We start from the raw sequence: 13145 nt of genomic DNA, 5'->3' as shown, positions 1-13145 counted from the left end.
ATGATGGAGAGATTTGAAAAGATAGAAATGAAAATTCCTGCAAAGGCAGAATATGTGGCTATTATTCGTTTAACAATGGCTGGTGTTGCGAATCGAATAGGCTTTGCTTATGACGATATAGAAGATATGAAAATTGCTATTAGTGAGGCGTGTACAAACATTGTACAACATGCATACAAAGAAGACGTTGGAGAAATTACAATTGTCTTTGGGCTATATGAAGATCGATTAGAAATTATGGTTGCGGATAATGGGGTTAGCTTTGATTTTAATAACTTAAAAAGAAAAGTTGGTCCGTATGATATTAGTAAACCAGTAGAACATTTGCCGGAAAATGGTTTAGGTTTATATTTAATCAATACGTTAATGGATGATATACAAATCATGCATGATGAGGGCATGACGGTTTTAATGACAAAATATATACAAAGAGAGCAGGTGGAGAATGATGGAAATCCAATCTCAACCTACGAATCTTACTAAAGAAGACGTTATTAAACTAATTGCAGACTTCCAACAAAACCAATGTAATGAAGCGCAGGAAAGGTTAGTTGATCATTATAAAAATCTCGTATATTCCATTGCATATCGCTATTCAAAAGGCGGGCCGATGCATGAGGATATTATACAAGTAGGCATGTTAGGGCTCTTAGGTGCAATAAGAAGGTATGATTATTCGATAGGGAATGCTTTTGAGCCTTTTGCAATACCTACGATAGTAGGGGAAATAAAGAAGTATTTACGCGATAAAACTTGGGGCATTCACGTTCCAAGGCGAATTAAAGATTTAGGCGGAAAAATTAAACTTGCGATAGAGGAGTTAACAGATCACCTGCAACGTTCGCCGAAGATTATAGAAATCGCAAATCATTTAGGACTATCGGAAGAGGAAGTTCTAGAGATTATGGATGCTAAAAATAATTATCGAGTATCTTCCTTAGATGATGTAGTTGAAAATGCATCTGATGGTAGTTCGGTAGCGAGAATTGAATCTGTAGGTGAAGTAGAGCAAGGATATGAAGAGACAGAAAGGCGTCTCGTTTTAAAGGATATTTTTAACGTATTAAATGACACGGAAAAGAGTGTTATTCATTATATATTTGGAGAAAATTTAAATCAAAAAGATACAGGGGAACGGTTAGGTATTTCACAAATGCACGTTTCTCGTATTAAAAGACAAGCGATAAGTAAATTGAAGCAAGCCGCATTTTTAGATACATAAAAATTTAAAATAATGATGTTTAAAACATGAGAAAAGGGGTACTTATTAAGTATAGGAGGAGATATGAAAATGTCACACGATGTGAAAGAACTAATCGAAGGATTGAATGAAGATTTAGCAGGAGAATACGCAGCAATCATTATGTATAACCATAATGCAGCTACAGTTTCTGGTATATATAGACAAGTGTTAAAGCCTTTCTTTGAATCTGAAATTAGTGATGAACAAGGACATGCCCTATATTTAGCGGAGAAAATTAAGACGCTAGGTGGTACACCTACTACGATCCCTTTATCAGTGAAACAAGTAGAAGATGTTAGAGAAATGTTAGAATACGCTAGACAATCAGAATATGAAACAATTAAGCGTTATGAAACGAGAAAAGAACAGGCAGCGAAATTAAATATGACAGAGTTAGTTGTAAAGCTAGAAGATATGATTGCAGATGAAACTAATCATATGGAAGAATTAGATCGTCTTTTAAATGATAAAGCAATGGTGTTAAATTAAAAGTAGAAATTTATAGAGTGAAAGAACAAATTCCTATTTCTGGGGGTTTGTTCTTTTGTTGTATAAATATGTTTGAGTAAGAAATTTTCATTTTGTAACTGAGTATGTAATACTAGAAAAATAGAAAATAATAATAGATTTACATTTTAAATAAGAAAAGGGGAAATAACTTGTGTCCATTTTAATTGTTGATGATAATCCGGTTAACATATTTGTAATTGAGAAGATTTTAAAACAAGCCGGATATCATGATCTTGTATCGCTCAATTCTGCACAAGAGCTTTTCGAATACATTCAATTTGGAGAAGATTCTTCCAGGTATAATGAAATTGATTTAATACTATTAGATATTATGATGCCTGAAATTGATGGACTTGAAGTTTGTAGGCGATTACAAAAAGAGGAGAAGTTTAAAGATATTCCTATTATTTTTGTTACAGCTTTAGAGGATGCAAATAAATTGGCCGAAGCTCTTGATATGGGGGCAATGGATTATATTACGAAACCTATAAATAAAGTTGAATTATTAGCACGTATGCGTGTAGCATTACGCTTGAAATCAGAATTAAATTGGCATAAAGAACAAGAAGAAAATCTTCGGAATGAACTAGATTTAGCTACGCAAGTACAAAGAAACTTATTAAGTAGCCCATTAAGAGAAGATCATATAAAAATTGAAGCAAGTTACTTACCTTCATTTAAACTAGCTGGAGATATGTATTATTGGTATAAAATCGATGAAAATCGCTACGGTATTATATTATTAGATGTGATGGGACATGGTGTATCTGCTTCATTAGTTTGCATGTTTATTTCGTCTGTATTACGTGAAACGATTAAATGTTTAATTGATCCAGAACTTGTTATTAAAGAATTAAATAAATATATGACCCTTTTACATAATGAAAATGATAATATTCCCTATTATTTTACGGCGATATACTTAGTTGTTAATACAGAAGATAGAACAGTTGAATATGTAAATGCAGGGCATCCTTCTGGATATGTTTTAGTTGATGAAACAAATGTAGTTGAACTAGATCGCGGGAGTTGTGCGGTAGGATTTTTTGATGAAATAAAAGTTAAAAAGACAGTTATACCTTTTGAGAAGAACGCTCAAATACTATTGTTTACAGATGGTGTTCTTGAAGCAATTGCAAATGATGAATTTGAGGCTGAAGAGAAATTACGTACTTTTACAGAAAGAAAATGGGGAGATTTAGAAGGCGAGATAGAAGGGTTTTACAAGGAAGAACAAAAGAAAGCGCAATCAGATGATATGTGTCTCATTATGATACAAACGAATGCGAAATAAAAAGCGTATGAAATCCAAACAGAGGATTTCATACGCTTTTTATTGTATTTTTTGATAAATTTGTTCGCTAGGATTAAATTGAGTATAATGCGGCATTATATTTGAAAAACGAAGAGTTTCTTTATTCCCTAAACATAGAAAACCATTGTGACCTAAGCTTTCATAAAATAGTTGCTGCACTTGATTTTGAAGTTTACTTGTAAAGTAAATTAAAACGTTACGACAAAGTATAATATGAAACTCGTTAAAAGATTGATCGGTTACTAAATTATGCTGTGCAAAAATAATGTTTTGTAAAAGTGATGGATTAAAATAAGCAAAACGATTATCTGTTGAATAATAGTTAGAAAACGCTTGTGTACCGCCAGCTTGTAAATAGTTTTTCGTATAAGTTTGCATTTTATTTAACGGGAGGATACCTTGTTTTGCTTTTTCTAACACATTTGTATTCATATCTGTTGCGTAAATAACCGACTTTTCACTTAATCCTTCTTCGTGAAGTAAGATGGACATTGATAATACTTCTTCACCAGTTGCGCATCCAGCATGCCAAATTCTAATTTCGGGATGCTTTTTTAATTCAGGAATAACATGCTCTCTAAGCGCTTTAAAAAAGGCAGGGTTACGGAACATCTCAGTTACATTAATTGAGAAATCATTTAATAACTGTTCTAAAACCCCTTCCTCGTGAATTACTTTTTCAATTAATTTTGAAATGGTTGGGATATTAGAGAGCTGCATTCGATTACAAATCCTTCTATAAATAGATGTGCGAGCATATTGGCGAAAATCAAATCCTGATAGTTTAAATACCGCTTCCAATAGTAATTCAATTTCTAAGTTCGTGCGCTCATCCGTATCTACTGATGGATCAAAATTATAATACTTATTTTCCACTCCAACTAAACCTCACTTATTTTATTAACCATACACTCATTACCGAATAGAGTTGATGTAGATTTAATGGTTTACTTATATAATCTGAAGCGCCAGCAGATAAACATTTTTCCTTATCATTTGGCATTGCTTTAGCAGTTAATGCGATAATAGGTATTTCATTTAACCCTAAGTTCATTCGGATATTTTCCATCGTTTCATAACCGTCCATATTAGGCATCATAATATCCATTAAAATAAGGTCAATATTTGTATTACTTTTTAGTATTTCTAAACACTCTATGCCGTTTTGGGCAGTAATAATGTTGGCATTTTGTTTTTTTAATGCGTTTTGTAACGCAAATATATTTCGATGATCATCATCGACAATTAAAATGGTTTTCTCTTGGAAGACGTTATTTGTTTCGGGAGTAACGATAGTTTCTTCCACAACTTCAGCAGGAATAACATCTTCTATCGTTGCTGCGACTTCTAAATTGGATAACTGTATATCATGTAATCCATTTGGAAGGTTAGGAATATATACCGTGAAAGTACTACCTTCTCCTACATTACTCTCTAACGTAATCCAACCACCTAACAATTTAGCAAACTCTTTACAAATAGATAAACCTAATCCTGTACCACCATACTTTCGAATCGTTGCTCCATCTGCCTGTTGAAAGGCTTCGAAAATAAGTTGATGCTGTTCTTTAGCGATACCAATACCAGTATCTTTTACTGAAATTGTAATCCAATCTTTACTTATAGACTGCATATCATGACTCAAATTGGTTGTTTCTATCGAATCAAAATGTAAAGAAACGGATCCTTTTTCTGTGAATTTAAATGCATTGGATAATAAGTTTTTAATAATTTGCTCAATCCGTTTTGCATCTGTATAAAACAGATCAGGAATCGTATCACTGTCCTCAATAGTAAATTCGACATTTTTTTGTGCAGCTATATGTAAAAAGTTTTGATGCATATTGGCTGCCATGTCACTTATGTTCGTTGCCTCAAAAATGATGTCTAGTTTGCCTGCTTCTACTTTAGATAAATCTAGTATGTCATTAATTAAAGTAAGTAAGTCTTTCCCTGATGAATGAATGACAGTTGCTAATTCAATTTCATCGTCGGATAAATTGTTATCATGATTTTCTCTTAACATTTCAGATAATAGTAAAATACTATTTAACGGTGTGCGTAATTCATGTGACATATTTGCTAGGAACTCAGATTTGTATTTTGAGCTGCGTAACAACTCGCTTGCTTTTTCTTCTAATTCTGATTTGGTAATTTGTAAGTCAGCTGTCTTCTGCTCAGCCTCTTCAGTTCTAGACTCTAATTGTTCATTCGTTGTTCGTAATTCTTCTGCTTGCATTTGTAGTTCTTCCGCTTGCGTTTGCAATTCTTCTGATTGAACTTGTAACTCTTCTGTCATTGCTTGTGATTCATGTAAAAGAGTTTGAATTCGCATACGTCCCATAATGCTATGGATTGTTAAACCTAGATTATCAACGGTTTGTTGAATTAAATCTTGATGTAAATCTGAAATCTCAGTTACACTTACTAACTCCATTACTGCGATTACTTCATCCTCAAATAAGATAGGGATGATTAATAGATTTTTAGGACGTATTTCTAATACTCCGCTAGTGACATAACGAAACTCTTCGGGTATATCCCTGAGAATAAAACTTTTCTTTTCTAAGGCAGACTGTCCAATGAAACCTTCACCCATTTGAATGGATTGTTTCCCAATATCAGCACCTTGATCGGCGAAAGAAGCTTTTTTCACATAGTAGACAGTTTCTTCATATTCTTCACGTACATAAAATGCACCGCAAGAAGTTTGCGTTTTTTGTATAATTCCACTAAGAATTTTTTTACCTAACATCTCAATAGAAGATACACCTTGATACATTAAAATTAATTCTGCAAGCTCCGTTTGTAACCACTCTCTTTTCGATATTTCGTCTAGTAGGTGATTCGTTGTATGAGCAAGATCTTTTATTTCATCACGTGTGTTTACATGAATTCTTTCCGTGATTTTTTCTTTAGAAGAAATGGATTTAATAACTTGAATTACATTTTTAATCGTTTTTGTAATGGAATTCGAAATATAGAGTGAAATGATAATAGAAATACAAGAAAGTAAGAACAATAAACTGTATAACCAAATCTCTAATTTATTATTTTCAGTATCTAATTGTGCTGCTCTTTTTTTCGTTAATTGCTCCTCAGTGCTACGGAAGTTAGTTACCTGTGACTGTAATGACTGAATTTGAGTCGTGTCGATTGTTTGTACATTATTACTATTATTATTTGCAATGAGTGGGTGAATCTCTTTATTTATCCAACTAATAATATTTTCGTTAATCTGTTTTAATTTTTCTTGCTGAGATGGGTTATCCTCTAATAATGAGAAAAGATCTTGATAATGCTTTTCGTAATCCTTTTCCGCAGAATTAAGAGATTGTACGTAATTTGGATTATTAGAAATGATAAACCCTTTCGCTTTATTTTCAATTGTTAGTAAATCTTTCTCCACTTGATTTGTTAAATTGAGAACTTTAAAATCGTGATCAATAATAAAATTACGAGATTTTTGTAAATTAGAAATCTCATTGTTCAACATAATGAAAGAAACAAGTAAGAACAAAATGATAACTAAATAACCAGCCATAATTTTGTAGCGAATACTAAATTTTGCTTTCGAGTTCATTAAAAATTCCTACCTTCAAGGTTATTAAAACTTTTCTATTTTAAAGAATGAAAAACGTAATATATATTATATCAGTTTTCATAAGGCTAAACTAGAAATCCCCCTATTGTATTAGGGGGTTCTTTTTTAATAGAGGAAATCATTTTGAAATATAAAACTATATATGAAAAGTAACAATCGAGGGAATAGGGGATAACAAAACTTTTAAGAAGGGAAGAGTGTTCTTAAAGCTCTTTTTGCATCTATTCCTTCAAAAATAAATAATACAAGATCTCTCTTTTTTACAGTAAGGAAAAAGGATACTAGAGTGCTTAAGTTTTTAATAGAAGTAAGTGTTCCGTGTTTACTTATAAATACATTCGTTTGAAATGTTGTCATTAAAGCATAAAAATGATGAATTTGAGTTATTGTAGGTGTTTCATTATAAGAAATAGTAGTAGAGTGAATGGCGTTCATCGTAATATTCCTTTCCATATAGTAAGCATAACAATATAAACATACCCGTTTTAAAAAATGTTAAACATATAAATAAGAAAAAATATAATTATAGTTTTTTACGTTTAGAAAAGGTTAGGAAGGGTATACATATACTACAAAGAGATTGACTGAAGATGAATTGTAAGATGTCTATGTTTAGTAGATTAGTCTATCAAAATATACTTTTACTTTAAATAAAAAGGAGCCTGGTATACATGAATGAAATGATGATTAATATTACATTTGATTTAATTTACTTGTTAAGTAGTTCACTTGTAGTGCTTTTACTATTCGCTTTTTTCATAAATGGTTATGTTAATAAGAAAATTAGTGTATACAGAAATGAAGAAAAATAAAAATATATTATATAAAACTTTAGGAGGTTAATAGTTATGAATGTAGATAGAAAAATAGTAGGTGTTTTTAGAACAATTGATGATGCGGCACTCGTTATTAATGAATTAAATGATAAAGGATACTCAGCAGATAACATTTCAGCTATTGCAAAAGATCAGAAGGAAATTGAACACCTTGAAGAAAAATCGGGTGAAAAAGTAAATCATGAAACTGCACATAAAGCAGATATCTTTTCAGCAACAGGGCTTGTGGCAGGAGGAGTAGCAGGCGGACTCGGTGGTTTATTAACAGGTCTTGGTATACTTGCCGTTTCTGGAATGGGTCCAATCGTAGCAGCAGGACCGATCGCAGCAGCTATTGGAGGAGCCGGTATTGGCGGAGGAGCTGGAAGTTTAATAGGAGCATTTATAGGGTTAGGAATTCCAGAAGAACATGCTAAAAAGTATGAAGAATATATTTACGATGGCAATATATTAATTTTAGTAGATGCAAAATTAGATGATAAGTTAGAAATCTATAAAATATTTGATAAGCATAATGCCTATAACTCTGATTTCTTTAAATAAAATGTAAACAAAGTGAATATCATTTTTTGATCTTACAACTTTGGCGCGGCCGAGGAGTCGTATGACTATAAGAGAGGAAGGGCTTATAGTAAAAGATCAAGTTCTATTCTGTTATTTAAAAGGGAAGAGGTGTCTATTCGTGATTGTAAAAATATTAAAGGATAGTAGTAATAGTTTCCTTTGCACAGTTCAAAATAAAAATGGAGACCAGTATGTGAAGAAATGGTTTCGTAAACATGAGAACAATGAAAAATTAGGACGACCAACTTTCAAAGAAGTAGAAAAGGACTGGAAAGAAAATAAAGAGTCGTTTATGTATCCTAATTTTAAAGCGCTTTATTAAAATGAAACATAATGCGCGTTTCATTCTTACAAAACTGTCACATTCCTGTAAGGTAATTCAATAGATTAGTTGTTTGTTCCATGTCATAATAAAGACATAAGAAAGCTAATTAAAACTACAACTTATTAGGAGAGTGTCAGTCATGATTGTAACAACAACGTCTGGAATTCAAGGTAAAGAAATTATTGAGTATATCGATATTGTAAATGGTGAAGCTATTATGGGTGCAAATATTGTCCGCGATTTATTCGCTTCTGTTCGTGATGTTGTCGGTGGTCGTGCTGGTTCTTATGAAAGTAAGCTAAAAGAAGCTCGTGATATCGCAATGGACGAAATGAAAGAACTTGCAAAACAAAAAGGTGCGAACGCTATCGTTGGTGTTGACGTAGATTACGAAGTAGTTCGTGATGGAATGTTAATGGTTGCTGTAAGTGGTACAGCTGTACGTATATAAGTAAATAAAAAACAGGCTCACCCCTTGAAGTTTATGCTTTGAGGGGGTTTTTTATTTTTCTTTTGTTCATGACTAAAGTTAAAATAGAGAAGAGCCGACGTACTCGCTCGCTTATTTCAAATGTAGTATATTATTTCTTGAGAAAAAGCAAGTAAATGGAATTTTTTGTATTTGAAGAAGGTGTTAACTTTATGACAAATAATAAAATTGCTATTTGAGGTACGAAGAGAATTAGTGGTATGAATAATTTTAGAAAGTGTATAGTTAATAGAAATAAACGATGGAGTATGTAAAGAGTTATATTACATAAAATTTATTATGAATGGAGGCGGTTACACTATGTTTTGGTTAGGATGTTTTTTAGGATACATTGTAGGTTCTATTATTACATGTGCGCTACTTTACTTTGGATATAGATCCAATGAAAATAAAAAAGCGGATATGCAAAAGGTGGAGGAGAGGAAAATCAATCAAAAAGGTGTATAGTAGGCGAAAGGTAAGGTGATAGTGTTGATACAAAAATAAAGGACAGTACATATTGTATATGACTACTATGTACTGTTCCGCTTATTCTTTTTGGATTATGAGAGGTTGTTTCCTGTCTTGCTATAAATTTCATAGGCGAAAAACCCCAATAAATAGCCGATTCCAGATCCTAAACTCACTGCAAGAAGTGAATAATCTGGGAAAAACATGCCGAAAATTAAACCGATTATACAGCCAACAAGCATTCCCATAGGTATTAAACTGTCTAATAAAATTTGAGCGTTTTTTGATTTTTTCTTACCTAAGTTACCGTTGTTATATTTATGTTTAAGGCTACCAATCACATATACTACAATTCCTCCGGCTATTACAACAGGCGCAATTGCTTTGAGTAACCACATGTTAGAATCTCCTTTCGCTTTTTTAATTAAATTACATAAGCTACTTAAAATTCTATGCTACTAAATGGATTGATAGTTGAATGTACTCAATTTAATAATTCGTTAAAAAAACTTTCCCTTTCGTTTTCTCAGCGGACTGTACAACATCAACTGCCGCTTTCACATCCGCTAATTCATACGTAGAATGGACTTTCATAAAACGTAATTGCTCATTTTCTACTAAGCGAATTAAATGACGAAACGTGTCTTGCCATTTATAAGGTGACACTTCTTTATTCCAATGTCGTAAATGAAATATGTTCGCGTGCACTTTTGCTTTCGTGACAATCTCTGCCCAGTTTACTTGTATTCCTGACAGAAGTCCTATAGTTAAAAAGTGCCCATTGGGACGTAAGGAGAAAGCTAATTCATTTCCATCCGGTCCCCCGATAGAATCAATTGCAGCATCCGCGCCGAGCCCGTTCGTTAATTCCATAACGGTTTCATAAAGCGGGGCAGTCGAAGTATCAATTACATGATGAGCGCCAAGCTGAAGTAATTCGTCTGTATGTTTACTATTTCTTGTCACGGCAATGAGTTGGAAATTTAAAATTTGCGATAACTGCGCAAAAAGATGCCCGATAGCGGATCCACAAGCATTCACTAACAAAACATCATTCCGTTGTAAGTTTAGCGTTTCCGTACATGTAACCCAAGCCGTAAGGGGATTAATATACATTTGTGCCGCGGTAAAATCATCGATGGAATCAGGAATAGGAACTACAAAGTCAGCTGATGTTTTCACATATTCTTGCCAAGTACCTTCCCCGCGTAACGGTAACACACGTTTACCGATAAGCTCTCTAGAAACAAAAGCTCCTACATCTTCTACAATACCAACACCTTCATAACCAGGTATGTTAGGTAACGGAATTCTATGAGCGTACGCTCCGGTTATTGGAATTAAGTCAGATGGATTAATCGGTCTAACTAGCATACGGACGAAAACTTCATTATCTTTCAGTGGTTCTATATTTTTATATTCAACTTGTAATACGTCTTTTGGATTGCCAAACTTATGAAATTGAATGCATGTTCCAAGCAAAGTAATTTGCCCCCTTAGTTTCATTGGGTTTATTATAGCATTTTTAGTTTGGGTGGTTATTTTGTTAATGATAAATAGGGTTTGTACAATGGTAAGTAAAATAGATTTTAATTTACGTATTTATCAGAATTTTATAAAATGTGTATATAACTATGAAATGGGGGGGGATTTCTTCATGTGTACTAGTTTGACGTTACAAACAAAAAATTTCCAGCATCTTTTTGGGAGAACAATGGATTTCACATTAGATATGAATCAAGAAGTAATAATCATTCCTCGGCGTTATCAGTGGAACAATATAACTGGTGAAACGATCCGAGCGAAAAAGGCTGTTGTCGGAATGGGAATTAATTTTGGAGGAAGGGTCATGATGGCGGACGGAGTAAATGAAACTGGTATGACATGTGCAACTCTCTATTTCCCAGGATTCGCTACTTATAGTAATCATATAGATAGCAATAAAACGAATGTAGCGCCATTTGATTTTGTGACTTGGAGCCTCACGCAGTTCAATTCTGTTGAAGAGGTAAGAAAATCTATTGATAACATTGCCTTTATAGATGTGCCATTACCAGTTTTAGGAATTACGCCACCGCTACATTGGATTTTAGCAGATAAATCGGGAGCGTGTATTGTACTTGAGCCGACAGCTGATGGAATAAAAGTGTATGACAATCCAATAGGAGTGATGACTAATAGTCCCGAGTTTAATTGGCATTTACAAAATTTAAGACAATATATTGGTCTTAAATCGCAGCCATTTGCGCCAACGGAGTGGGGAGATGTACCATTAAGTGCTTTTGGCCAAGGTTCAGGAACGATGGGGCTTCCTGGAGATTTCACCCCGCCATCAAGATTTGTACGGGCAGCATATGGCAAACAAAACATTCAAAGTATAGAGAACGAAGAAGAGGGGATATCGGCTATTTTTCATATTTTATCAAACTGTGAGGTTCCTAAGGGGGCAGTAATAACAGAAGACGGTATATTAGATAATACGATCTATACAAGTGCAATGTGTATGGAGTCTGGAACATATTATTACCATACTTACGATTGTAGACAAATTATAGCCATTCATTTATTCAATGAAGATTTAGATACAGCTGAGATTAAAACGTATCCGTTCCAGCGGAAGCAAAAAATCTTTTATGAAAACTGATAAAAACACCTCCATTGAATTTGCATACTTAGTATGCGAATTTAGGAGGTGTTTTTTATCATATACCACTATTCGTGTTCACTTCATTTTTTACTTTTCTATTAAGCCGAAGCTCTCTTCATTCTCTCAAGTAAACTAGACAACACATGCGTACGATAAGATTCTAGTTTTTTACCTTCATAAGTACGGATACCTAATTTTTTAAGTTCTTTTACATACCAACCTTTGCTTCCGAAATACATGTGATCGCTCCCCTTCAACTTTGTTTTTATTTATCCTGATTGCATATGGAGGTACAGGAATTATAATGAAGGAAATGAATTTCGCGCGAAAATGGTTAACTTTGTTGCAAAAGACATATATACTAAAGATAGTATACAACGAGGTGGACAAGACGTGATTATAGAGAAGCACGAAATTCAAATTGACCAAATTACTAGCGGTAAAGTGAATATCTTTACTTTCTATCGAAATAGAAAGCAAATTGATGATCATTTTTTACGATTGCAAGAACCATCGCTTACAGCAAACTACTTCTTCCATTTTCATTTTGATGCAGAGAGCTTGCATCTACTGCAGAAAGAGTTTCCGAGCGTATATCCGTACGACGGTAGTGAAACGATTCACGACTGGACGGAAAAGATGAAAGCTGAATTGCAACATCAGATCCAAACAGGTAAATGGAATAAACGCGTACGTATCGGTAATCGCATTCTAGATGTGGTGTTTACGTGGTGTGACGAAGATATAGTAGAGTGAAAAAGAAGCGGATGACGCTTCTTTTTTTAGCGCTGGAATAAAACGAGCTTACCTGCAGTAGATGTACAGCGATGTGTTTTTTCATACAATCCTTTTTCTTGTAAGATAGATTCACCTTTTGCTTTTGCTTCTTTTTCAGTTGCCGCCTCGAATGATTCGTCTAATGCTTTTGAACCATCTTTTTCAAAGACTGTTAGAACGTATACTCCCATGAAAATTCCCTCCAATAATTAAAATCAGAATCTTATAATTATTTTGACATAAAATGCTACAATATGCAAAGAAATATATGACATTGCGTGGTAAAATAGAATGAAACTTTAATCATCGAGAATATTTTTATTCTCGATGATTATTAGTTTTCAGCGATTTTAATTTTGATAAAATGAAACTTTTGAAAGATAG

18 protein-coding genes are annotated in these 13145 nt (G+C 33.3%); 11 read left to right on the top strand and 7 right to left on the bottom strand.

Annotated elements, in window-relative coordinates; all coding sequences use genetic code 11:
* The 4 genes from rsbW (at position 1) to GBN91_RS10510 (ending at position 3047) form a co-directional block, all read left to right on the top strand.
* Positions 1-483 carry an anti-sigma B factor RsbW gene (rsbW, locus tag GBN91_RS10525; protein WP_000970572.1) on the top strand — a complete coding sequence of 161 codons (483 nt, stop codon included), beginning with the start codon at positions 1-3 and terminating at the stop codon, positions 481-483.
* Positions 446-1222, top strand: coding sequence for an RNA polymerase sigma factor SigB (sigB, locus tag GBN91_RS10520; RefSeq protein WP_016122036.1), 777 nt, complete (start codon positions 446-448; stop codon positions 1220-1222). The genes rsbW and sigB overlap by 38 nt, the downstream gene beginning before the upstream one ends.
* Positions 1223-1291: 69 nt before the next feature.
* Positions 1292-1732 (top strand): ferritin-like domain-containing protein, encoded by a 441-nt coding sequence (locus GBN91_RS10515; protein WP_000017742.1) that lies wholly within the window; start codon positions 1292-1294, stop codon positions 1730-1732.
* Positions 1733-1904: 172 nt separating this feature from the next.
* The gene (locus tag GBN91_RS10510; protein ID WP_152121452.1) at positions 1905-3047 is read left to right on the top strand and encodes a fused response regulator/phosphatase; all 1143 of its coding nucleotides are present in this window, start codon (positions 1905-1907) and stop codon (positions 3045-3047) included.
* Positions 3048-3086: 39 nt separating this feature from the next.
* On the opposite strand, the gene GBN91_RS10505 is transcribed toward GBN91_RS10510, so the two are convergent.
* The 3 genes from GBN91_RS10505 to GBN91_RS10495 form a co-directional block, all read right to left on the bottom strand.
* Positions 3087-3944 carry a CheR family methyltransferase gene (locus GBN91_RS10505; RefSeq protein ID WP_000429036.1) on the bottom strand — a complete coding sequence of 286 codons (858 nt, stop codon included), beginning with the start codon at positions 3942-3944 and terminating at the stop codon, positions 3087-3089.
* 16 nt (positions 3945-3960) lie between these two features.
* Positions 3961-6651 carry an ATP-binding protein gene (locus tag GBN91_RS10500; RefSeq protein ID WP_152121451.1) on the bottom strand — a complete coding sequence of 897 codons (2691 nt, stop codon included), beginning with the start codon at positions 6649-6651 and terminating at the stop codon, positions 3961-3963.
* 204 nt (positions 6652-6855) lie between these two features.
* Positions 6856-7107, bottom strand: a complete 252-nt coding sequence (locus tag GBN91_RS10495) for a hypothetical protein (RefSeq protein ID WP_000991357.1) — start codon at positions 7105-7107, stop codon at positions 6856-6858.
* A 236-nt stretch (positions 7108-7343) separates the two neighbouring features.
* On the opposite strand from GBN91_RS10495, the gene GBN91_RS28830 reads away from it, so the two are divergent.
* The 5 genes from GBN91_RS28830 to GBN91_RS28825 all read left to right on the top strand — a co-directional run bounded on the left by GBN91_RS28830 (position 7344) and on the right by GBN91_RS28825 (position 9334).
* The gene (locus GBN91_RS28830; RefSeq protein WP_001004570.1) at positions 7344-7484 is read left to right on the top strand and encodes a hypothetical protein; all 141 of its coding nucleotides are present in this window, start codon (positions 7344-7346) and stop codon (positions 7482-7484) included.
* A gap of 36 nt (positions 7485-7520) precedes the next feature.
* Positions 7521-8051, top strand: coding sequence for a general stress protein (locus tag GBN91_RS10490; RefSeq protein ID WP_001100088.1), 531 nt, complete (start codon positions 7521-7523; stop codon positions 8049-8051).
* 139 nt (positions 8052-8190) lie between these two features.
* Positions 8191-8394: a DUF4028 family protein gene (locus tag GBN91_RS10485; RefSeq protein WP_004403363.1), complete on the top strand. Its 204-nt coding sequence runs from the start codon at positions 8191-8193 to the stop codon at positions 8392-8394.
* Between the two features lie 142 nt (positions 8395-8536).
* Positions 8537-8848, top strand: coding sequence for a YbjQ family protein (locus GBN91_RS10480; protein ID WP_000637511.1), 312 nt, complete (start codon positions 8537-8539; stop codon positions 8846-8848).
* A gap of 339 nt (positions 8849-9187) precedes the next feature.
* A complete protein-coding gene (locus tag GBN91_RS28825) occupies positions 9188-9334 on the top strand; it encodes a hypothetical protein (RefSeq protein WP_016122040.1) in 147 nt (48 codons plus the stop codon).
* A gap of 95 nt (positions 9335-9429) precedes the next feature.
* Here the strand turns inward: GBN91_RS28825 and GBN91_RS10475 are convergent, their stop codons facing one another.
* Both GBN91_RS10475 and GBN91_RS10470 read right to left on the bottom strand, forming a co-directional pair.
* Entirely contained in the window at positions 9430-9735 is a 306-nt protein-coding gene (locus GBN91_RS10475) for a hypothetical protein (protein ID WP_086412380.1), read from the bottom strand.
* Between the two features lie 91 nt (positions 9736-9826).
* Positions 9827-10819: a zinc-dependent alcohol dehydrogenase family protein gene (locus GBN91_RS10470; RefSeq protein ID WP_152121450.1), complete on the bottom strand. Its 993-nt coding sequence runs from the start codon at positions 10817-10819 to the stop codon at positions 9827-9829.
* 175 nt (positions 10820-10994) lie between these two features.
* On the opposite strand from GBN91_RS10470, the gene bsh reads away from it, so the two are divergent.
* A complete protein-coding gene (bsh, locus tag GBN91_RS10465) occupies positions 10995-11981 on the top strand; it encodes a choloylglycine hydrolase (RefSeq protein ID WP_086412382.1) in 987 nt (328 codons plus the stop codon).
* Between the two features lie 101 nt (positions 11982-12082).
* Here bsh and GBN91_RS10460 read toward each other — a convergent pair whose 3' ends face one another.
* Positions 12083-12223, bottom strand: a complete 141-nt coding sequence (locus tag GBN91_RS10460) for a YflJ family protein (RefSeq protein WP_000273537.1) — start codon at positions 12221-12223, stop codon at positions 12083-12085.
* 154 nt (positions 12224-12377) lie between these two features.
* On the opposite strand from GBN91_RS10460, the gene GBN91_RS10455 reads away from it, so the two are divergent.
* Entirely contained in the window at positions 12378-12740 is a 363-nt protein-coding gene (locus tag GBN91_RS10455; protein ID WP_000582785.1) for a hypothetical protein, read from the top strand.
* Positions 12741-12766: 26 nt separating this feature from the next.
* Here the strand turns inward: GBN91_RS10455 and GBN91_RS10450 are convergent, their stop codons facing one another.
* Positions 12767-12952: a YhzD family protein gene (locus GBN91_RS10450; protein WP_000539552.1), complete on the bottom strand. Its 186-nt coding sequence runs from the start codon at positions 12950-12952 to the stop codon at positions 12767-12769.
* Positions 12953-13145: the final 193 nt, after the last annotated feature.

This window comes from Bacillus sp. B1-WWTP-T-0.5-Post-4, from assembly GCF_009183795.1.
In the GTDB taxonomy this organism is placed as follows: Bacteria; Bacillota; Bacilli; order Bacillales; family Bacillaceae_G; genus Bacillus_A; species Bacillus_A cereus.
The sequence above is the reverse complement of the archived record's forward strand: the minus strand, read 5'-3'. Positions and strand labels throughout refer to the sequence as shown.

Bases quoted from the DNA above. Each gene is read 5' to 3' on its own strand.
- GBN91_RS10460 (WP_000273537.1), bottom strand. From the start codon at position 12,223: ATGTATTTCGGAAGCAAAGGTTGGTATGTAAAAGAACTTAAAAAATTA.
- GBN91_RS10495 (WP_000991357.1), bottom strand. From the start codon at position 7,107: ATGAACGCCATTCACTCTACTACTATTTCTTATAATGAAACACCTACA.
- GBN91_RS28830 (WP_001004570.1), top strand. From the start codon at position 7,344: ATGAATGAAATGATGATTAATATTACATTTGATTTAATTTACTTGTTA.
- GBN91_RS28825 (WP_016122040.1), top strand. From the start codon at position 9,188: ATGTTTTGGTTAGGATGTTTTTTAGGATACATTGTAGGTTCTATTATT.
- bsh (WP_086412382.1), top strand. From the start codon at position 10,995: ATGTGTACTAGTTTGACGTTACAAACAAAAAATTTCCAGCATCTTTTT.
- GBN91_RS10450 (WP_000539552.1), bottom strand. From the start codon at position 12,952: ATGGGAGTATACGTTCTAACAGTCTTTGAAAAAGATGGTTCAAAAGCA.
- rsbW (WP_000970572.1), top strand. From the start codon at position 1: ATGATGGAGAGATTTGAAAAGATAGAAATGAAAATTCCTGCAAAGGCA.
- GBN91_RS10480 (WP_000637511.1), top strand. From the start codon at position 8,537: ATGATTGTAACAACAACGTCTGGAATTCAAGGTAAAGAAATTATTGAG.
- GBN91_RS10500 (WP_152121451.1), bottom strand. From the start codon at position 6,651: ATGAACTCGAAAGCAAAATTTAGTATTCGCTACAAAATTATGGCTGGT.
- GBN91_RS10515 (WP_000017742.1), top strand. From the start codon at position 1,292: ATGTCACACGATGTGAAAGAACTAATCGAAGGATTGAATGAAGATTTA.
- GBN91_RS10475 (WP_086412380.1), bottom strand. From the start codon at position 9,735: ATGTGGTTACTCAAAGCAATTGCGCCTGTTGTAATAGCCGGAGGAATT.
- GBN91_RS10490 (WP_001100088.1), top strand. From the start codon at position 7,521: ATGAATGTAGATAGAAAAATAGTAGGTGTTTTTAGAACAATTGATGAT.
- sigB (WP_016122036.1), top strand. From the start codon at position 446: ATGATGGAAATCCAATCTCAACCTACGAATCTTACTAAAGAAGACGTT.